The 18754-nt window shown below is 65.9% G+C and carries 18 protein-coding genes; 5 read left to right on the plus strand and 13 right to left on the minus strand.

Annotated features, from left to right (window positions below; translation table 11 throughout):
* Positions 1-12: 12 nt before the first annotated feature.
* Positions 13-774 (plus strand): isoprenyl transferase, encoded by a 762-nt coding sequence (locus LQ144_RS03455; protein WP_230117191.1) that lies wholly within the window; start codon positions 13-15, stop codon positions 772-774.
* A 277-nt stretch (positions 775-1051) separates the two neighbouring features.
* On the plus strand, positions 1052-2494 hold the full coding sequence (locus LQ144_RS03460; protein ID WP_230117161.1) for a PhoH family protein: 1443 nt from the start codon (positions 1052-1054) through the stop codon (positions 2492-2494).
* Between the two features lie 323 nt (positions 2495-2817).
* Here LQ144_RS03460 and LQ144_RS03465 read toward each other — a convergent pair whose 3' ends face one another.
* The 3 genes from LQ144_RS03465 to LQ144_RS03475 all read right to left on the minus strand — a co-directional run bounded on the left by LQ144_RS03465 (position 2818) and on the right by LQ144_RS03475 (position 4983).
* Positions 2818-3462: a GNAT family protein gene (locus tag LQ144_RS03465; RefSeq protein WP_230117162.1), complete on the minus strand. Its 645-nt coding sequence runs from the start codon at positions 3460-3462 to the stop codon at positions 2818-2820.
* Between the two features lie 90 nt (positions 3463-3552).
* On the minus strand, positions 3553-4095 hold the full coding sequence (locus tag LQ144_RS03470) for a hypothetical protein (protein WP_230117163.1): 543 nt from the start codon (positions 4093-4095) through the stop codon (positions 3553-3555).
* A 93-nt stretch (positions 4096-4188) separates the two neighbouring features.
* A complete protein-coding gene (locus LQ144_RS03475) occupies positions 4189-4983 on the minus strand; it encodes a hypothetical protein (protein ID WP_230117164.1) in 795 nt (264 codons plus the stop codon).
* 58 nt (positions 4984-5041) lie between these two features.
* On the opposite strand from LQ144_RS03475, the gene LQ144_RS03480 reads away from it, so the two are divergent.
* Positions 5042-5599 (plus strand): A24 family peptidase, encoded by a 558-nt coding sequence (locus LQ144_RS03480; RefSeq protein WP_230117165.1) that lies wholly within the window; start codon positions 5042-5044, stop codon positions 5597-5599.
* Between the two features lie 115 nt (positions 5600-5714).
* Here LQ144_RS03480 and LQ144_RS03485 read toward each other — a convergent pair whose 3' ends face one another.
* Together LQ144_RS03485 and LQ144_RS03490 are read right to left on the minus strand one after the other, a co-directional pair.
* The gene (locus tag LQ144_RS03485; protein ID WP_230117166.1) at positions 5715-7475 is read right to left on the minus strand and encodes an MDR family MFS transporter; all 1761 of its coding nucleotides are present in this window, start codon (positions 7473-7475) and stop codon (positions 5715-5717) included.
* Positions 7472-8164 (minus strand): TetR/AcrR family transcriptional regulator, encoded by a 693-nt coding sequence (locus tag LQ144_RS03490; protein WP_230117167.1) that lies wholly within the window; start codon positions 8162-8164, stop codon positions 7472-7474. Before LQ144_RS03490 ends, LQ144_RS03485 begins: the two co-directional genes overlap by 4 nt.
* Positions 8165-8398: 234 nt before the next feature.
* Between LQ144_RS03490 and LQ144_RS03495 the strand changes: the two genes are divergently transcribed.
* Positions 8399-8884, plus strand: a complete 486-nt coding sequence (locus LQ144_RS03495; RefSeq protein ID WP_230117168.1) for a VWA domain-containing protein — start codon at positions 8399-8401, stop codon at positions 8882-8884.
* Between the two features lie 96 nt (positions 8885-8980).
* Here the strand turns inward: LQ144_RS03495 and LQ144_RS03500 are convergent, their stop codons facing one another.
* The 3 genes from LQ144_RS03500 to LQ144_RS03510 form a co-directional block, all read right to left on the minus strand.
* Positions 8981-10402, minus strand: coding sequence for a class II fumarate hydratase (locus tag LQ144_RS03500; RefSeq protein ID WP_230117169.1), 1422 nt, complete (start codon positions 10400-10402; stop codon positions 8981-8983).
* An 87-nt stretch (positions 10403-10489) separates the two neighbouring features.
* Positions 10490-11104 (minus strand): carbonic anhydrase, encoded by a 615-nt coding sequence (locus LQ144_RS03505; RefSeq protein ID WP_230117170.1) that lies wholly within the window; start codon positions 11102-11104, stop codon positions 10490-10492.
* Between the two features lie 10 nt (positions 11105-11114).
* Complete coding sequence (locus LQ144_RS03510; protein WP_230117192.1) at positions 11115-11810, minus strand: DUF4245 domain-containing protein; 696 nt, start codon at positions 11808-11810, stop codon at positions 11115-11117.
* Between the two features lie 193 nt (positions 11811-12003).
* On the opposite strand from LQ144_RS03510, the gene glpX reads away from it, so the two are divergent.
* Complete coding sequence (glpX, locus tag LQ144_RS03515) at positions 12004-13026, plus strand: class II fructose-bisphosphatase (RefSeq protein WP_230117193.1); 1023 nt, start codon at positions 12004-12006, stop codon at positions 13024-13026.
* Between the two features lie 93 nt (positions 13027-13119).
* Here glpX and LQ144_RS03520 read toward each other — a convergent pair whose 3' ends face one another.
* The 5 genes from LQ144_RS03520 to LQ144_RS03540 are packed head-to-tail and all read right to left on the minus strand — an operon-like array spanning position 13120 to position 18747.
* On the minus strand, positions 13120-14079 hold the full coding sequence (locus tag LQ144_RS03520) for a peptidoglycan bridge formation glycyltransferase FemA/FemB family protein (RefSeq protein ID WP_230117171.1): 960 nt from the start codon (positions 14077-14079) through the stop codon (positions 13120-13122).
* Between the two features lie 5 nt (positions 14080-14084).
* A complete protein-coding gene (manA, locus tag LQ144_RS03525) occupies positions 14085-15335 on the minus strand; it encodes a mannose-6-phosphate isomerase, class I (RefSeq protein ID WP_230117172.1) in 1251 nt (416 codons plus the stop codon).
* A 35-nt stretch (positions 15336-15370) separates the two neighbouring features.
* Positions 15371-17005: an LCP family protein gene (locus LQ144_RS03530; RefSeq protein ID WP_230117173.1), complete on the minus strand. Its 1635-nt coding sequence runs from the start codon at positions 17003-17005 to the stop codon at positions 15371-15373.
* A gap of 9 nt (positions 17006-17014) precedes the next feature.
* Positions 17015-17602 (minus strand): 5-(carboxyamino)imidazole ribonucleotide mutase, encoded by a 588-nt coding sequence (gene purE, locus LQ144_RS03535; RefSeq protein ID WP_230117174.1) that lies wholly within the window; start codon positions 17600-17602, stop codon positions 17015-17017.
* Positions 17599-18747 carry a 5-(carboxyamino)imidazole ribonucleotide synthase gene (locus tag LQ144_RS03540; protein ID WP_230117194.1) on the minus strand — a complete coding sequence of 383 codons (1149 nt, stop codon included), beginning with the start codon at positions 18745-18747 and terminating at the stop codon, positions 17599-17601. The genes purE and LQ144_RS03540 overlap by 4 nt, the downstream gene beginning before the upstream one ends.
* Positions 18748-18754: the final 7 nt, after the last annotated feature.

Here is an 18754-nt window from a genome sequence, read left to right on the forward strand (position 1 = left end):
GTGAATCTCCGGATGGAATTGCCCGGGTTCCTGTATGGCTTCTACGAGCGCAAACTCCAGCGGTCGCTGGATCCAGCACGCATTCCCAGGCACATCGGCGTCATGGTGGACGGCAACCGGCGCTGGGCCCGGCAGTTCAACGCCCCCACGAGCCAGGGACACCAGGCCGGTGCGGACAAGATCCACGAGTTCCTGGGCTGGTGCCAGGAACTGGGGATCAGGGTAGTCACCCTCTACATGCTCTCCACCGACAACATGAGCCGCTCCGGTGAGGAACTGGACCTGCTCATGGGCATCATCGCGAACACACTCGACCGCCTGGATGAGGCCGCCGACATTTCGGTGCACGCCATGGGTGCGCCCGAACTCCTCCCGGACTACCTTGCAGACCGGCTGACCAAACTGACCACGCGGACTCCGGTGCGCGAGAAGCTGCACGTCAATGTAGCGGTCGGCTATGGCGGACGTCGGGAAATCGTCGATGCCGTGCGGGAGTTGCTTCACGATGCCGTGGCCCGCAAGGCCGACATCAGCGAACTCGCCGACACCCTGTCCGTGGACGACATCTCACGTTTCCTCTACACCCGCGGCCAGCCGGACCCGGACCTGGTCATCAGGACCTCCGGCGAACAGCGGCTGTCAGGCTTCCTGATGTGGCAGAGCGCCTACAGCGAGTTCTACTTCTGCGAGGCGCTCTGGCCCGCGTTCCGAAAGGTCGATTTTCTCCGCGCCCTGCGGGACTACGCCGGCAGGCAGCGGCGGTTTGGCTCCTAGCCTTCCTTGGGCCGGTCCCGGCGTGACCGCGGACTGTCCGCGCCGTTCATCTTGAATTCACAAGATGGCAACAGGAATCGCCGGTCCAAGACTTTGGAAATTAGTCGGAGGAGATTTACGTTAAAACCATCAGCAGGCAAACCGCCGGCTGATCGGGGAGGCCAGTACATGGAGCGGAATTTTCGCACCGGTTGTATGGGAGGCCGAGCCGGCCTCTTTTGGCCGAGCCGCCTCACCAATAACAATTCCGGGCATGTGCCCCGGGGCTGGAGTCGATGTGGCTAATTCTGAACAACTGCCCGAAGTCATCACGGACCAGGGTGAGAAGGCTACCTCTCGCGCCAAGCGAGCAATTTCAAAGACCGGTGCGGCCACGAAAGACGCCGCGGCCGGTCTTGCTGTTTCCGGCCCAAGGTCAGAATCCCAGCCCGCCGTCTCGACGTTCGTCATTGACACCTCGGTGTTGCTGTCCGATCCCCGCGCCCTGCTCCGCTTTGCGGAGCACGAGGTCATTGTGCCCATCGTGGTCATCACCGAGCTGGAAGGGAAGCGGCACGATCCCGAGCTGGGCTACTTTGCCCGGACAGCCCTCCGTCTCCTTGATGACCTGCGCGTCCAGCATGGCGGGCTCGACCGGCCCATCCCGCTGGGAGACGCCGGCGGGATACTCATGGTGGAGCTGAATCACATCTCGTCCGAAGTGCTGCCGGCCGGTTTCCGCGGCGGTGACAACGACAGCCGCATCCTCGCCGTCGCCAAGAACCTCGCCAACGAGGGCCGCAACGTCACCGTGGTGTCCAAGGACCTTCCCATGCGGGTCAAGGCTTCGGCCATGGGTCTTCTCGCCGATGAGTACCGCAACGAGCTGGTCAAGGATTCCGGCTGGACCGGCGTCGCGGAAGTTGACGCCAGCGAGGAGGAGATTTCCACGCTCTACGGCCACGAGCCGGTCTTCATTCCCGCCGCCGCCGAGATGCCGGTCAACACCGGTCTCGTGTTGCTCTCCAACAGGGGCTCGGCACTGGGACGGGTAGGCCCGGACAAGCAGGTCCGCCTCGTGAAAGGCGACCGGGACGTCTTCGGCCTCCACGGACGCTCCGCCGAACAGCGGCTCGCCATCGACCTCCTGATGGACCCGGCGGTAGGCATTGTGTCGATCGGCGGCCGCGCCGGCACCGGCAAGTCAGCCCTCGCCCTGTGCGCAGGACTGGAGGCCGTGCTGGAGCGCCGGGAGCACCGCAAAGTGATTGTCTTCCGCCCGCTCTACGCCGTCGGTGGCCAGGAACTGGGCTACCTGCCGGGCTCTGAGGCGGAGAAGATGAACCCGTGGGCACAGGCTGTCTTCGATACCCTCGGTGCCCTCGTCAGCCAGGAAGTCGTGGAGGAAGTCATGGACCGCGGCATGCTGGAGGTCATGCCGCTAACCCACATCCGCGGCCGTTCCCTGCATGACGCCTTCGTGATCGTGGACGAGGCACAGTCCCTGGAGAAGAACGTGCTGCTCACCGTGATGAGCCGCATCGGGCAGAACTCGAAGATCGTCCTCACCCACGACGTCGCCCAGCGTGACAACCTGCGGGTCGGCCGGCACGACGGCGTTGCCGCCGTCGTCGAGATCCTCAAGGGCCACCCGCTCTTCGGCCACATCACCCTCACCCGTTCCGAGCGCTCGCCCATCGCCGCGCTGGTGACGGAGCTGCTGGAAGGGGCTGAGATCTAACCTGCGTGCCCGAGGGCCGTGGCCGGGTTCGCCGGGCCACGGCCCTTCGCCGTCGCTTAGACACGACGCATATGGACCCGCTCTGGTCGCTGGGCGACCTCCGCGGGTCCGATGCGCCGCGATGCGCTCCTACGCGAAGGACCGCGTCCCGGCGAGGGCCGCTGGTTGGGCTTGTTGAAACCTGGGATGCCGCTGGTTGAGCTTGTCGAAACCTGGAGTTCCGCTGGTTGGGCTTGGCGAAACCTGGGATGCCGCTGGTTGGGCTTGTCGAAACCCGGGATGCCGCTGGTTGGGCTTGTCGAAGCCGGGGCGGTCTCGGCCGGTCAGAGGCCCAGGAACTTGGCCGTGGGGGCGTGGCCTTCTACCTTGAGCTGCCAGTCGGGGCGCTTGAAGGATTCAGGGGTGAGGCGGACGCGCTGGACTGTCTCGGGCTTGCCGCCCCAGGACATCCGCGTGACGCCGTTCAGCTCGTAGCCGAGGGACCGGGAAACTCCCAAGGACGCGGCGTTCCACTCCGCCGCTTCGGATTCCGCGGCGTCGGCGTTCAGCCAGTCAAAGGCGTAAAGCGCGACGGCGGCACGCATCTCCTTGCCGAAGCCGCGGCCGTGCGCGCTCCTCCTCAGCCACGAGCCGGTGGTCACGGTCTTGAGGATGGCAAAATCCTTGGCGCCGACGTCCTGGCATCCCAGGAAGGTGCCGCCGTGCCAGATGCCCAGGATCAGGGCCCAGGACTGCGGCGTGGTGCCGGCCCGGCACTGCCAGTACCACTGGGCCATGTTCTGTCCCAGCTCGTCCGGAGGAGATTCGGCCCAGGGCGTGCTGAACGGGCTGCGTCCGCGGTCGTGGATGCCGCTGGCCGCAGCCTCCACGGCGGCGGGGATGTCGTCGTCCCGGAGAGGACGAAGGATGAGCCTGGGAGTGGTCAGGGCGAGGGCGAAGGGCGGCCAAACGGAGATCAGCTCGGTCATGAGGGAAGCCTAGCCGATGGGACGTTACAGCGGCCGGACGAGAACGCCGGTCGAACGGGACGACCGAACCGGCGACGGCCCGAGCGTGGGTTAGCTGCCGGTGTGGTGCGACAGCCCCAGGGACAGCCGCGTTCCGCCGGGTCCCTTCAGGACCAGGGCGATGGACTTGTCCGGCAGCTCGAAGACCATGGTCGCGTTGAGTGAGTCGCCCTGGCGAACTTCAGCCCGGGGGTTTGACGTCCACAGCGGCTTTACGTCACTGCCGCCCAGGCCGGTGACCACATACTGGGACGAATCCAGCGTGATGCCGGCGCCTTCCAGGGCGGTGAACTGCACCAGTACTCGGACCCGGTGGGTGCCCGCGGACGCGCCCTCCTCCAGGGCCTGCACATGCTCCGGCGGCAGCCAGCCGTCCTTCTCGAGCGGGACAACTCCGTTCACCCTCGCCATTCCGCCAGGGACAGCGGCACTCGCGCCCAACGGCACGCTTGGCTCCGGCTTCGCACTCAGGAACACATAGCCGAAGAACAATGCCAAGGCAGCGATGAGGGCCAGCGGTATCAGCATCATGCGTCTGCGCCTGCGTTTGGACGTCATTGCGGCGGGCGGCTGTTCGGTGGCAATCGAGGACATGCCCCGAGTCTGCGATGCCCAGCTTGGGAAAACCCTGCACGGGCCCCCGCATCCGGGCGGCTCCGGAGCGTTCCCTACCGGGCCGGTGGCTGCTCAGGCCCGGTTGGGGCGCGGCGGCCACTGGATATGCTCGCGCACATCCGTCAGGTTCACGGGCTCGGCCACGAAGAGATCATCGAGCATGTATTCGTCGACGGCCAGGATACGGATCCAGTGGCCGGGCTGCTGCGTCCCGCCGTCGAGGGCTTCGCTGGCCACGCAGATGCCGGTTCCGGCGTCCACCCGGATCCTTGTCCGGCCCGGTCCGCACAACGGCCGCGCCGGATCCAGCGGGCGGTAGCTGGCGTTTGGCGAAACCACAGTCTCCAGCGCGCTGCGGCCCTCGTGCTCCACCTCGCGCACGGGCTCAAGCAATTCCACGGCATTGGCACGGGGGAATTCCAGGGGAACGGGCGCATTTCCCGCGAGCTCCACCGGGTCGAGGGCCGCTCCGAAGCGGCTGTTGCCGAACGACGGTTCACCGTATGCCGCTTCCGGGCGGCGCCTGACCAGCCCGCCGTCGTCGTAAACGGGGGTGACCAGATGCGCCGGCAGAAGCCATGACCGCCTGGTGGCGCTGACGTACAGGCCGTCGCGCGAGTCGTTGATGCCGGTGGTGCTGTGCAGAAGGGTTCCGTCCGTGGACTCAAGACGAAGGGCGCCAGGGCGGCGCAGCCAGGCGCGCACAGGGACCGTGCCGCCGCCCTCGGGCGTTTCGCGGTATTCGAACCTGAGGGACTGCCACTTCCAGGGGGACGAGCGGCAGAGGTTCCGGAAGGATGCGACGGAATCCGAGGGCGTCGAGGCCCCGCCGTGTTCCTGCCGGTGCTTGGCGTCCCAGGTCCCCATATCCACAGTTTACCCACGGGTCCAGCGGCGGACCGGGCAAATCCAGTAGCATCCGAGAGTGATCCAACGACTTGGCGAACTCTGGGAAGCAGCACCGCCGGCCTTCTGGCTGGTCCTGGCCGCGTGCGCTTATTTCGCTGTGATGGCCGCCCGGCTCACGGTGATCGATGTCCGCCACCATCTTTTGCCGAACCGGATCGTCTTCCCGTCGTATGCGGTGGCGGGCGCGCTCCTGCTCGGGGCCGTGATCAGTCTGGCCGTGTCGGCTCAGGGCAGCGGGAGCGTTCCGGCCGCCGCCGCGCAGCTGTTCGGCGTGCCTGCGCTCCGGATCCTGGCCGGGGGAGCGGTGCTGTGGCTGTTCTACTTTGTCCTGCGGCTGGTGTATCCGCCGGGGATGGGATTCGGTGACGTTAAGCTGGCGGGGGTGCTGGGCATGTACCTGGGGTATCTGGGCTGGCCGCACATTTTCGCCGGCACCTTCGCCGCCTTCCTGCTCGGGGGTTTGTGGAGCATCGGCCTGCTGGCGTCGCGGCGCGGAACGCTCAAGTCGGCCATTCCGTTCGGGCCCTTCATGCTCGGAGGAGCGGCCGCCGCAATGGTGCTGCTGCCGGCTTGAGCAGCCCCTGGGAGGGAACGCACATTTGAGCACCCCCTCCTCGCGACAAGCGGGACTAAAAGGCAGGGCCGCCGCAACCCCAAAAGACTGCGACGACCCCGCAACTTCCCCCGGACTATTGCCCGGCGGAGGGTCGGCTGCGCTGGCCGGCCAGCTCGCCGTCGTCGTTCTTGGCGTTGCCGGCCGGCTCACTGTCAGCGGGAGCGTCCAGCGCCTCCGCGGATGCCGCGATGCCGACGACGGCGGCTCCACCGGCACCGTGCCGTGCAGTCTCCAGCCGCGCAGCTTCCAGCCGCTCGGCCTCCTCGCCGCCCACAGCTTCGCCGCGGGCCACCATGCCGGCCGTGTCCGAGAGCGGGATCTGCTTCAGGGTCAGTGCCAGGATCAGCGCGATGCCCAGGAACGGCAGCAGGTACCAGAACACCGGTGCCAGCGAATCGGCGTAGGCGTTCACGATGGCGTCCCGGAGCTGCTCCGGGAGCTGGCTGAGGGCCTGCGGGTCCAGCGTCCGGGTGGACTGCGTGGCCTGCTCGGCTGAGGCGCCGGCACCGGTGAAGGCCTTGCCAAGGGACTCAGACAACCGGGACGTGAAGATGGAACCGAACACGGCCACGCCCAGGGACGCGCCCACTTCGCGGAAGTAGTTGTTGGTGCTGGTGGCGGTTCCGATCTGGTCCGCCGGGACGGAGTTCTGGACCACCAGGACGATGACCTGCATGATGGAGCCCAGGCCGGCGCCGAACACGAACAGCTGGACGCAGATGACCCAGATCGGGGTGTCTGCCGTCAGGGTCGTCAGCCAGAGCATGGCACCCATGGTCAGGACAGCTCCCAGGATGGGGAACATCTTGTACCTGCCGGTCTTGGAGATCCGGATCCCCGAATAGATGGCCATGCCCATGAGGCCCACCATCATCGGAAGCATCAGCAGCCCGGACTCGGCGGCCGAGGTCCCTGAGGACATTTGCAGGAACGTGGGCACGAACGCGATGGCGGCGAACATGCCCAGGCCCAGCGTAAAGCCGATGGCCGTCGAGTTGACGAAGATCCGGTTCCTGAACAGGCTCATCGGGATAATGGGGTCCTCGGCGCGGCGTTCCACCATGACGAACGCGGCAGCAGCCACAACCAGGCCGGCACCGAACGCCCACGTGAGGGGCGAATCCCAGCCTTCGTCCTTCTTGCCGCCGAAGTCGGTGAAGAAGATCAGGCAGGTCGTGGCTGCGGAGAGCAGCAGGACGCCCAGTATGTCGATCCGCTTTGCGGCCTTCTTGTTCGGCAGGGTCAGGGTGAACCAGGCGATGGTGAACGCGGCGATGCCGACGGGGATGTTGATGTAGAAAGCCCATTCCCACGTGAGGTGGTCCACGAAGTAACCGCCCAGGAGGGGCCCGGCAACGGCTGAGAGACCGAAGATGGCGCCCAGCGGGCCCATGTACTTGCCGCGTTCCTTGGCCGGGACGATGTCGGCGATGATGGCCTGCGAGAGGATCATCAGGCCGCCGCCGCCGAGGCCCTGGACGGCACGGAACACCACGAAGCCCCAGAAATCGGTGGCGAATGCGCAGCCGACCGAGGCGAGCGTGAACAGCGCGATGGCCACGAGGAACAGGTTCCGGCGGCCCAGGACGTCACCAAACTTGCCATAGATGGGCATCACGATGGTGGTGGCGAGCAGGTACGCGGTGGTGATCCAGGCCTGGTGCTCTACGCCGCCGAGTTTACCAACGATGGTGGGCATGGCGGTGGACACGATGGTCTGGTCCAGGCTGGAGAGCAGCATGCCGGCGATGAGCGCGGAGAAGATGATCCAGATGCGCTTCTGGGTCAGGAGCAGCGGTTCGGCTGCTGCCTTGGGTATGACGGCGGTGCTCATTTGCTTCCTTCTGTGGAGGGTGATGGGGTGTCCGCGGACGGGGATGCGGGGCGGGAAAATGGCTGGGACAGCAGTAGCCTCGCACCCTCGAGATTTTCGAGCAGGAGGTCCCGGTAGGGGCGGGTGTTGCCCTCGGAGAAATAGGTCATGCTGGCGTGCCTGGCGATGCTGCCCATCACCACAACAGCCATCCTGACCACCGGATGGTCCGGGGCTACGCCTTCCCTGGCGGCGACGACGCGGGCGAAATGGGCCTCCCGTTCCTCGGTGGCGCCGATGATTTTCAGCATCAGCTGGGGTTCTTTCTTGATGACGCCGATCAGCTGCCGGGTCTCTTCTTCGGAGGCGCTCATCCTTTCAGACAGGTGCAGCGACAACTCCGCAAGATCCTGAAGCAGGCTGGCCGAGATCTCTCCCGCGGGGGACGTGCTACCGCCCCGGATGAAGTCTTCGAAGAATTCCTCGGGGTGTTCATCGTCAACATGCCCCAGGATCGAGTCTTCCTTGGTGGGGAAGTAGTTGAAGAACGTGCGCCGGGAGATGCCCGCCTGTTCGCAGACGTCCTCCACGGTGTAGCCGTTCAGGCCGCGTTCCGCAGTCAGGGAACGCGCGACGGCGGTAATCGCCGCCCGGGTTGCCGCGCGCTTCCGCTCGCGAAGGCCGCCCTCAATAATTGCACTCTTGGTCACATAGTAAATTTTTGCACTACTTCATCTAGAGTGCAACTTTTGCGATATTGTCGGTGGCCGTACCTAGCCTGTTCCTGCCCAGCACTATCGCTGGCACCAGGTGGCACCGGCGGGACCGGGGCCGGAAATGGGGAAGCATGACAGACACAGGGCTTACACACGTTTACGTGCTCAGGCCGGTGCCGGCTGTCCCTCGCCCAGTTCGACGACACCTACGAGCGGGTGTACGAATCTGTGGATATCCAGGATGTCCCGCCGCTTGTTCTTCAGCCCAGGGGATCCACTGCCCTGCACGATGCCATGGTGCGCCTGATCGGTGAAGCCGGGGCGGAGCTTGCGGCAATGCCGGCACACGAGCGTCCGGGGACTGTGCTGGTGGCTGTCCTGACCGACGGCCATGAGAACGCCTCCCGGGAAGCGAACGGAGCCATGGTCAAGGGCCTTGTGGAACGGCAGCAGATGCAGTGGGGATGGCAGTTTACCTACCTCGGCGCGAACCAGGATGCCGTTCTGACGGCCCAGGGCCTGGGGATCAGGGCCGAGGACGCGCTGACCTATGCAGCTGGAAATGTGGACGCCGCCTTCAGCGTCCAGTCTGCCAAGACGCGCAGGCTGCGGGAAGCACGGGTCTCCGGAGCCACGCTGGAGCAGGCAGCTGCCGCGGCGGCCTACACTCCGGAGGAGCGGCGGGCGGCAGGAGGGCCGGGGGCAGCCGCATAGCCGGACTGCGCGGGGGCCGGGGGAGAACGACGCCGGCCGGCACCTTCCACTGGAAGGCACCGGCCGGCGTCGGATGCGTGGTTCTGGTAGCGGAGACTATGCCTTGTGCGGCGGGCGGGTCATGGACATGACGTCCAGGGCGGTGTCGAGCTGCTCTTCCGTCAGCTCGCCACGCTCCAGGAAGCCCATGGCTACAACGGTCTCGCGGATGGTCAGTCCCTCGGCGACGGCCTTCTTGGCGATCTTCGCTGCGTTCTCGTAGCCGATGTACTTGTTCAGCGGAGTAACGATGGACGGCGATGCCTCGGCGAGGAAGCGGGCCCGGTCGACGTTGGCGGTAATGCCGTCGATCATCTTGTCGGCCATGACGCGGCTGGTGTTGGCCAGAAGGCGGACAGATTCGAGCAGGTTCGCGGCCATGACGGGGATGCCCACGTTCAGTTCGAAGGCGCCGTTCGTTCCCGACCAGGCGATGGCCGTGTCGTTTCCGATCACCTGCGCGCACACCATGATGGAGGCTTCACAGATGACGGGATTGACCTTGCCCGGCATGATCGACGAACCCGGCTGGAGGTCCGGAATGGCGATTTCGCCGAGTCCGGTGTTGGGGCCGGAGCCCATCCAGCGCAGGTCATTGTTGATCTTCATGAAGGAGATGGCAATGTTGCGCAGCTGGCTGGAGGCTTCGATGAGGCCGTCACGGTTGGCCTGTGCCTCGAAGTGGTCGCGGGCCTCGGTCAGCGGCAGGCCGGTGTCGGTGGCGAGCAGTTCAATGACGCGCTCCGGGAAGCCAGCCGGCGTGTTGATGCCAGTGCCCACGGCGGTGCCGCCGAGCGGGACTTCGGCAACCCGGGGGAGGGAGGCATTGATGCGCTCGATGCCGTAACGGACCTGTGCGGCGTAGCCGCCGAATTCCTGGCCCAAGGTGACCGGAGTGGCATCCATGAGGTGCGTGCGGCCGGACTTGACCACGTCCTTGAACTCCACGGCCTTGCGCTCCAGCGACTCGGCGAGGTAGCCGAGGGCGGGAATGAGGTCGTTGATCAGGGCCGAGGTGGCGGCCACGTGCACCGACGTGGGGAACACGTCGTTGGAGGACTGCGAGGCGTTGACGTGGTCGTTGGGGTGGACCACCTTGTCGCTGCCGGCAGCCTTGAGGGCCCTGGAGGCAAGCTCGGCAATAACCTCGTTGGTGTTCATGTTCGAGGACGTGCCGGAGCCGGTCTGGAAAACGTCGATGGGGAAGTCGCCGTCGTACTTGCCCGCGGCCACCTCATCGGCAGCTTCGGCGATCGCCTTGGCCAGCTCGCCGTCGAGCACGCCCAGTTCTGCGTTGGCCTGGGCAGCGGCCTTCTTTACCCGCGCCAGAGCCTCGATGTGGGCACGTTCAAGGGTTTTGCCGGAGATCGGGAAGTTCTCGACTGCACGTTGCGTCTGCGCGCGGTACAGGGCGTTCACGGGGACGCGGACTTCGCCCATCGTGTCATGTTCAATGCGGAACTCTTCAGTGGAAGTCATGGGGCTAGCTTAGGGCGATCAGGGGCCGCACCGAAAACCGTGAACTGCTTGCTACGGGCCTGCTGACCGGGCGCTCCCGGCGGGGTTTTAGAGCTCGCCGATTCCGGAAACAAGGTCCGCGCGGCCCTCCGCGAGGCTGTAAGAGAGGCCGATGACCGCCGCCCGCCCCGTTTCGATTGCGTCGGAAATCACACGGGAGCTGTCCACGAGCCGCTGCGAGGTCTGCTTGACGTGTTCCACCACCATGTCGTTGACCTCGGTTTCGCCATTGCGCAGGGACGTCAGGACGGACGGCGTGATGCGCTCGACGAGGTCCCGCATGAAGCCCACGGGCATCTGGCCGGTTTCCACGGCCGACTTCGTGGCACTGACCGCGCCGCAGCTGTCATGGCCCAGCACCACGATCAAGGGCACGCTCAGCACGCTGATGCTGTATTCAAGCGATCCGAGCACGGCGTCATCAATGACCTCGCCGGCGGTGCGCACCACGAAGGCGTCGCCGAGGCCCAGATCGAAGATGATTTCTGCCGCGAGCCGGGAATCGGAGCACCCGAAGATCACCGCGAAGGGGTGCTGGTTTTCCACCAGGGAGGACCGCCGCGAGGCGTCCTGGTTAGGGTGCGAGGATTCACCGTTAACAAAGCGCTCGTTGCCTTCGCGCAGACGGCGCCAGGCCAGGGCGGGAGTCAGGTAGGTTGCCACGGCCCCTACCTTACGGCTTGGGGCTCGGTGACGGTGAAACTGTGACAACCGGGTTACTGTCGAGGGACTTTACGACGGCGGCGGCCAGTACCGAAAACTCGTCCAGTTGCGCACTCCCACTGAGGACAACGGTGGTCCCCCGGTGGTTCAGCACCATACTCCGCTCACCCTTGCCGGTGTCCCGCAGTTCCCATTCCTGCCCGCCGGCATTCCGGTTTCCGGTCACTGGGGCATTCTTCGTCTGCTGCAGGAGCCAGGTCGGGTTGGCCTTCCGCGTCTGGACCAGCCCGATGAACGCTTCTTTCGGGGTGAGGTATCCAACCTCCCAGGTGGGGACGCCTGTTCCGGTGCCGGCTTCCCAGCGGGCGTAATTTGGCTTGAATGTGTCGCCCGTTTCTGGGGCGACGGGTGTGAATCCCGCCACATCCACCGCGTGTGTGGCGACCGCGCTCACATCGATGTTGGGGCGGTAGCCGTCAGTCTTGGGTGACGGGTTCATGAGGACGATCGGCAGGAAGGCGGCGATGCTGACCACCAGCGCGACAATCATTCCGATGACGGACGCATTGGCCCGCTTGGCCGCGGCGGCGGGGATTACCGGCTTGACCGCCTGGGTAGCCGGAGCCGGGGAAGAGCCGTGGCCGGCTGCCGGGCTGGTGGGGGCGGACTGGTCCTGCGTTTCACTCACCCCTCTATAGTCGCCCATGCGGGCGCCGAACTCACATTCCCCGTGCCCGGCGGTGAGGAGTAACACGTGTTTCGCGTGGTGGTCATCCCATGACCTGGGACGCATAGCCCGACTATGATCAGTAGCAGAGGAATCACCGCAGAAGCCTCCTTCGGCACTGCGGGTCCAATGATCGCCACTCGAAGAAGAGGTTCACGTGTCACCAGCGTCAATGACCCAGAAGTATTCCACGCTTTCCCCGTCGCTCGCCGTCGGGATCGACGAGCCGGACCGCAACCTCGCACTTGAGCTTGTCCGCGTCACCGAAGCCGCCGCGATCGCCGGCGGCCACTGGGTTGGATTCGGCGACAAGAACAAGGCAGACGGCGCGGCCGTCGACGCCATGCGTTCCTTCCTCCAGACCGTCCACTTCAACGGCGTTGTGGTCATCGGTGAGGGCGAAAAAGACGAAGCTCCCATGCTTTTCAACGGTGAGCGGGTTGGGGACGGCACAGGCCCAGAGTGCGACGTCGCCGTCGACCCCATCGACGGTACGCGGCTGACCGCCCTCGGCATCAACAATGCACTGGCCGTCCTGGCCGTCGCCGAACGCGGCTCCATGTTCGATCCCTCCGCCGTGTTCTACATGGAGAAGCTCGTCACCGGTCCCGAGGCCGCCGACATGGTGGATCTGCGTTTACCCGTCAAGCAGAACCTGCACCTGATCGCCAAGGCCAAGGGCGTCAAGGTCAACCAGCTCAACGTCATGATCCTCGACCGTGACCGCCACCGTCCGCTGGTGGAGGAAATCCGCGAGGCCGGCGCGCGCACCAAATTCATCATGGACGGCGACGTCGCCGGCGCCATCGCAGCTGCCCGTTCCGGAACCGGCGTTGACGCGCTCATGGGCATCGGCGGAACGCCGGAAGGCATTGTTGCCGCCTGCGCCATCAAATCGCTCGGCGGCGTCATCCAGGGCAGGCTGTGGCCCACCAGCGACGACGAAAAGCAGAAGGCCATCGACGCCGGCCACGACCTTGAGCGGGTGCTGTCCACGAACGACCTCGTCTCCAGCGACAACTGCTACTTCGCTGCCACGGGCATCACCGACGGCGACCTCCTCAAGGGTGTGCGCTACTCCAAAGACAAGGTCCTGACGCAGTCGATCGTCATGCGCTCCAAGTCCGGCACGATCCGCTTCGTGGACGGCGAGCACCAGGCCAGCAAGTGGGAAGGCTACGCCCGCAAGAGCTAGTCCACCGACTCCATAGCGCGAACGAACACGTGGGGCCCCGAATCCGACCGGATTCGGGGCCTCACGTGTTCGTTCGCGCTGACGGCGCGAAGCCTAAGTGTTCGTCCGCGCGAGGGTTTTGCGGAGTCTTTCGCGGAGCTTGCGGGCCACCTGGTAAGCCGCGTAGCGGGGCTTGTTGACGGGCAGGTCCCACGTTCCCGGGTAGGCGATTTCCCGGCCCCCGAAGGACTTCTTGAAGGCGGTGAAGCCGGCCCACTTGTGATCCGGCTGGTCAGCCGGCGCCACGCCCCAGAGGTCCACGTGCTTGAGGCCCTTGTCCTTGGCATCGGCCATCAGCGTGACCAGGAGCGGAATGCCGGCGCTGAGCTTGCGGTGGGTGTCGTCCATGGCAGCGTGGGCGTAGGTGCGCGTGTCTGCGGAATCATAGGCCAGCGCCGCCGCAATGGGGCCGCCGTGCAATTCGGCGACGAACAGGGTGGCCGCCCCGGCAGGCATCAGCGACGCCGCGACCCGGGTCAGGTACTCGTCGCTTTGCGGTTTGAAGCCATTGCGCCTGGCCGTCATGTGCAGGAAGTTCAGCAGGATGCGGATGTCGTCGGGATCCTGCGAGGCGTGGAACGTCACACCCTTCTTGTGGATGTTCCGGTAGAGGTTCCGGTTGACGGGCTTCATATCGGCCAGCACGTCCTTGAAGTCCCTGTCCAGATCCACGATCCAGCTCAGCTCGGGCTGCTGGTTGACGGGCGCAGGCTGCAGCCCGCGGCTCTTCAGTGCACCTGCGGCGGTCCCCGGTTCCAGGCCAGCCGTCACCGGCTCGATCCGGACGAAAACGGCACCGCAGGATTTCGCCACGTCCACGAGCTCAGCCAGCGCGGCGTCAAACGCGTCGACGGACTCAGCCACGGGACCATAGGGCGCATACAGCACTTTCCCGGACGGGTTTTTCTCCTCAACGGCCAGGAAGCTCCAGCCCTCGCCGGACCGCCGGTGAACCGTACGGCCGAGGGACCGCTGGAAGTCGGCCCACGCCTGGCTCTGCAGGAAGTATTCCACGGCGGTCAGGCTTTCATCGACGTGGTCACGGCGAAGGCCACGGCGGTGTCCGCGGCGCCCGAAACGGGGTGGACGTTGACAGGGGCGTGGGCTGCCGGAAGGAAGGCACTCGCGCCGCGGTTCAGCCGAAGGTCGCCCTTCGGCGAGTCCAGATAGACGGAGCCGGCAGTGACGATGATCACCGCGGCCCCCGATTGCGCCAGTGGCACCGGGCTTCCGTCCGGGAGCAGCTCGATCCTTTGGAGCTGGAATTCCCGGAAGGGCGGCTGGTACAGCTCCTGGCCGAGTTCTGAGACTTCGGCGCGGAGCATGGGCACACCCACCGACTCGAACGCGATGGTCTTCAGCAGCTCCGGTACATCGACGAACTTCGGCGTCAGGCCCCCGCGCAGCACGTTGTCCGAGGAGGCCATGACCTCCACACCCAGGCCGTGGAGGTAGGCATGCACATTGCCGGCGGGGAGGTACACGGCCTCGCCAGGCTCCAGCGAGAGCCGGTTGAGCAGCAGGGAAATCAGCACGCCGGGATCGCCCGGGTATTCGCTGTTCAGGCTCAGCACCGTGGACAGTTCCGGCTGGTACGGCGCCATGGGCGCGCCGGAGGTCAGCGCCGCGACGACCCTTAAGGTCGCCTCCGTGACGCCATCACCGCCCGCGATCAGCCGCTCGAACGCCGACCGGAGCGCCGCACGCTCCTCGGGCTGCGACAGGTCATCGATGACCTCGGTCAGGATTTCCGGAACGCCTGATCCGGAGAGCTCCAAGCACCCCGCCAGGTGAAGGAAAACGTCCCGGGACTTGGCCGGCTCGCGGAATCCGCACAGCGCGTCGAACGGCGTCAGCGCGAAGATCATCTCCGGTTTGTGGTTGTCATCCCTGTAATTCCGGTTGGCCGCGCCGGCGGGGACGCCGTCGGCATTCTCGCGGGCAAAACCGGCTCTGGCCTGCGCAAGGCTGGGGTGGACCTGCAACGAAAGGGGCTTTGCTGCGGCGAGCACCTTGGCGAGGAACGGGAGCCGGGGCCCGAATTCCGCCACCGAGGCGTCGCCCAGGAAATGAGCGGGGTCCTCGGCGATAAGTTCATTCAGGGCCACGGCCGTGCCGTCGGGCCTGCTGGCCAGGGAAGGTGAGTCCGGGTGCGCGCCGATCCACAGCTCCGCTTCCGGGCCGCCCGACTCCGGCCTGCCCAGCAGGCCGGCGATCGCCGTCGTAGATCCCCAGGCGTAAGGCCTGAGGACGTTATCGATTTCGTACACAGCCGGGTGTCCTTCTTTCTTGAAGCAGGTGTTTGTCACAAGGGTGCGCATTGGCCGTTGGTGGCCACGAGATCGCGGATAGCCTGCTCGTTTCCCTCGCGCTTGAGCTGGTTCAGCATCTTTTCGGTGATGGGCTCACCTTCCGGCGTGGTGGTCACCGGAGTGAAGTCCGACGACGACGGCGACGACGGCGACGGTTTGGTGACCGGTACGGCCGGTCCGGCTGCCGTCAGCCCGCTGCCGCCAACTGCGTATTGCAGCTGCAGCGCGTCGTCGGGCGCCGCGGCAGGTGACGGCTCTGAGCTCTGGTCGCTGAGCAGCTTCTTGACCCGCTGATGGATAACGTCAAAGTCTGGCACGGTGGAGAAGGATGCGGCAAAGTCCGGCGGCCCAATGGTGAGGCGGCTAACGTCCTTGCCTTTGGCTTTCATGGCAAGATCCACAAAACTGCCCAGCTGGCTTGAGGAAATGTTGGATTCCACCACCTTGGTTCCGGCGTTGGCGATGTCCTCGAACTTCGAGAGGAGGGTCGCAGGATCCAGCTGTTTGAGCATGGCCTGCTGGACGCACTGCTGCCGCTGGATCCGCGCGTAGTCGTCGACGAACTCCCGGGATCGCCCGTACCACAGCGCATGGAAGCCATCCAGCTTCTGGTCGCCGGCCGGAATCCAACCCAGCGGCATGCCGTGGATGCCGTTGGCCTCATCGATCATGTCGCCGCTGATCGGCACCCAGCCGCCGGCCTTGATCCTGATTCCGCCCATCGCATCAATGAGTTTCGCGAAGCCGTCCATGTCCACGAGCACGTAGGCCTGAACGGTGATGCCAAGGGTCCCCGATACCGCTTCCAAGGTGGCCTGGGCACCAGGGTCGGCAACGTCCGGATAAAGATCCTTGTACTTGTTGGTGACCTCGGTATTGATGGCGTTGATAAGGCATTCATCGCCGCAGTTGTAGCCCTCGGGGTAGATCTTCAGCATGGGGGAGCCCTCGCTGAACCGGGCGTTCTGCAGGTTGCGGGGGACCGAGATGATGGCCGTCTTGCCGGTCGTGGCATCAACGCTGAGGACAGACAGGCTGTCGGGGCGACGGCCCGTGCGGTCCGCGCCCGCGTCGCCGCCCATCATCAGGAAGTTGTAGCGGCCGTCCACGGGGTCGATGGCCGGGCCGTTGGCGTTGAAAATGCTGCCGATGGCGTTGCGGCTGACGTTGAGCAGGTACGCCGCGTAGCCGAGGGAGCCGCTGCTGGCAACCATTGCGAGAGCCAGCGCGACGCCGACCACGGGCCTCATGCGCGGCCGCAACAGCACGGGCCGGATCAGCCGCAGGGTGTTGATGAACAGCACCGCCCAGCCCACCGCCAGGGCGGTCAGGACCAGGACGATCAGCAGGGATGCCACGGGATTGGTGACAATGTTGATGAGCAGTGTCCGGTTGGTGAACAGCAACACCAGGGCGAGGATGACCAGTGCCCACACAGTCAGCGTGACCCGCAGGGCAATGCGGCCCAGCTTGCGGTCCCCGGCGGCGATCTGGGCGCTCCCCGGAACGAACAGGGTGAGGAGGATCAGCAGAAAGGCGCGCTTGGTACGGACGGGCGCAGGCGCGCTCGCCGGATGCCGGACGGGGTCCGTCAGGAGCCCCTGGGATGGCAGATCAGTGTTGGACATGAGAGTTCCTTAACGGCTGCCCCGGAGAACCACGTTTCCTTCGGAGAAGACTTCATTGACCTTCTGCCGGAGGTTGGCGCCTTTCCGGCTGGCCACGTCATTGAGTTCCTGTGCGAAGTCCAGAAGATCGGTGCGGAGGCGGACGGCGAGATCGTCCGTTCCCGAGGCCAGCATCCGCACGGCGAGCAGGCCCGCGTTCCGGGCACCGGCGATGGAGACGGTGGCGACCGGTACGCCCGCCGGCATCTGCACGATGGACAGCAGCGAATCCATGCCGTCCAGGGTCTTGAGCGGGACCGGAACCCCGATGACGGGTAGCGGCGTGACCGAGGCGAGCATCCCCGGAAGGTGGGCGGCGCCGCCGGCTCCTGCAATGATGACGCGAAGACCGCGCTCATGCGCCGTCTGGCCGTACCGGATCATCTCGGTGGGCATGCGGTGGGCCGAGACGACGTCGGCCTCGAAGGCGATGCCGAACTCCGCAAGGGCGTCGGCGGCGGCCTCCATGACGGGCCAGTCCGAATCCGACCCCATGACGAGGCCGACCAGTGGGGACGGGCTGTCCGTTCCGGGCGTGGCGGCGGGTTCGGGGCTCATGCGTTCTCCTCGGTGTTGCCTGGTCCCGCGTCGGCAGGCAGCCTGCCGTCACGGATGATGTTTGCCACGGTGGTGGCCCGTTGCCTCAGGGACTGCACATCCGCCACGGAGGCGCCCACGAGATTGACGTGGCCGATTTTCCGGCCTGGCCGCACCGATTTCCCGTAGCAGTGGACTTTCGCGGCGGGTTCCGCGGCCAGCGCTACTGGATAGGCGGAAAACAGGTCCTGGTTCTCGCCGCCCAGGAAGTTCTTCATCACCACGACCGTGCCGAGCATGTCGGTGGCTCCCAGCGGCAGGTTCAGGACTGCGCGGAGGTGCTGCTCAAACTGGCTCGTGACGGAGCCGTCCTGCGTCCAGTGGCCGGTGTTGTGCGGGCGCATGGCAAGTTCGTTGATGAGGAACCCGGCCCCGGACCCCGGTGTTTCGAAGAGCTCCACGGCCATGACGCCGGTGACGCCCAGTTCATTGGCGATCCGCAAGGCCGCATCTTCGGCGGCCGCGGCGACCTCGAGGGGGATGCCCTGCGCCGGAGCGATCACTTCGTCGCACACGCCGTCAACCTGGATGGTGTGGACCACGGGCCAGGCCCGGGATGCGCCGTCCGGCGTGCGCGCCACAAGCGCAGAGAGCTCACGGCTGAACTCCACCTTGGCTTCCGCCAGCAGAGGGCTCATGGCCTCGAACCAGTCGGCGCTGTCCGCAGCCTCTTGGGGCGATCCGACGATCCGCACGCCCTTGCCGTCATAGCCGCCCCGGGGCGTCTTGAGCACCACGGGCCACCCGGTCTCGTCGCCGAAGCGGACCAGGGCGTCCACGTTGTCCACGGACGCCCATGCCGGGTTCGGCAGTTCGAGGCGGTCGATGGCGCCGCGCATCACAAGCTTGTCCTGGGCATTGATCAGTGCGTCCGGGCCGGGCTGGACGTTCACTCCCGCCGCAATGAGGGCGTGCAGGTGGTCAGCCGGCACGTGCTCGTGGTCGAAGGTCATGACGTCAAGGCCCTCGGAGAACTCCAGCAGGGCAGCCAGATCCTTGTAGTCGCCGACGGGCGCGTTGGGCACGGCCGATACTGCGGAGACGTCTTCACCTTCGGCGAGGACGCGGAGTTCGAAGCCTAATGCTGTGGCGGCGGGGGCCATCATGCGCGCA

The sequence above is a fragment of the Arthrobacter sp. Bi83 genome (genome assembly GCF_918698095.1).
In the GTDB taxonomy this organism is placed as follows: Bacteria; Actinomycetota; Actinomycetes; order Actinomycetales; family Micrococcaceae; genus Arthrobacter.

What these genes read in the sequence shown, in the direction of transcription:
- LQ144_RS03455 (WP_230117191.1), top strand. Translation starts at nt 13, where the DNA reads ATGGAATTGCCCGGGTTCCTGTATGGCTTCTACGAGCGCAAACTCCAG.
- LQ144_RS03510 (WP_230117192.1), bottom strand. Translation starts at nt 11,810, where the DNA reads ATGGGCGACTATAGAGGGGTGAGTGAAACGCAGGACCAGTCCGCCCCC.
- LQ144_RS03475 (WP_230117164.1), bottom strand. Translation starts at nt 4,983, where the DNA reads ATGGGGACCTGGGACGCCAAGCACCGGCAGGAACACGGCGGGGCCTCG.
- LQ144_RS03530 (WP_230117173.1), bottom strand. Translation starts at nt 17,005, where the DNA reads ATGTCCAACACTGATCTGCCATCCCAGGGGCTCCTGACGGACCCCGTC.
- LQ144_RS03500 (WP_230117169.1), bottom strand. Translation starts at nt 10,402, where the DNA reads ATGACTTCCACTGAAGAGTTCCGCATTGAACATGACACGATGGGCGAA.
- LQ144_RS03540 (WP_230117194.1), bottom strand. Translation starts at nt 18,747, where the DNA reads ATGATGGCCCCCGCCGCCACAGCATTAGGCTTCGAACTCCGCGTCCTC.
- glpX (WP_230117193.1), top strand. Translation starts at nt 12,004, where the DNA reads ATGACCCAGAAGTATTCCACGCTTTCCCCGTCGCTCGCCGTCGGGATC.
- LQ144_RS03470 (WP_230117163.1), bottom strand. Translation starts at nt 4,095, where the DNA reads ATGTCCTCGATTGCCACCGAACAGCCGCCCGCCGCAATGACGTCCAAA.
- purE (WP_230117174.1), bottom strand. Translation starts at nt 17,602, where the DNA reads ATGAGCCCCGAACCCGCCGCCACGCCCGGAACGGACAGCCCGTCCCCA.
- LQ144_RS03465 (WP_230117162.1), bottom strand. Translation starts at nt 3,462, where the DNA reads ATGACCGAGCTGATCTCCGTTTGGCCGCCCTTCGCCCTCGCCCTGACC.
- LQ144_RS03485 (WP_230117166.1), bottom strand. Translation starts at nt 7,475, where the DNA reads ATGAGCACCGCCGTCATACCCAAGGCAGCAGCCGAACCGCTGCTCCTG.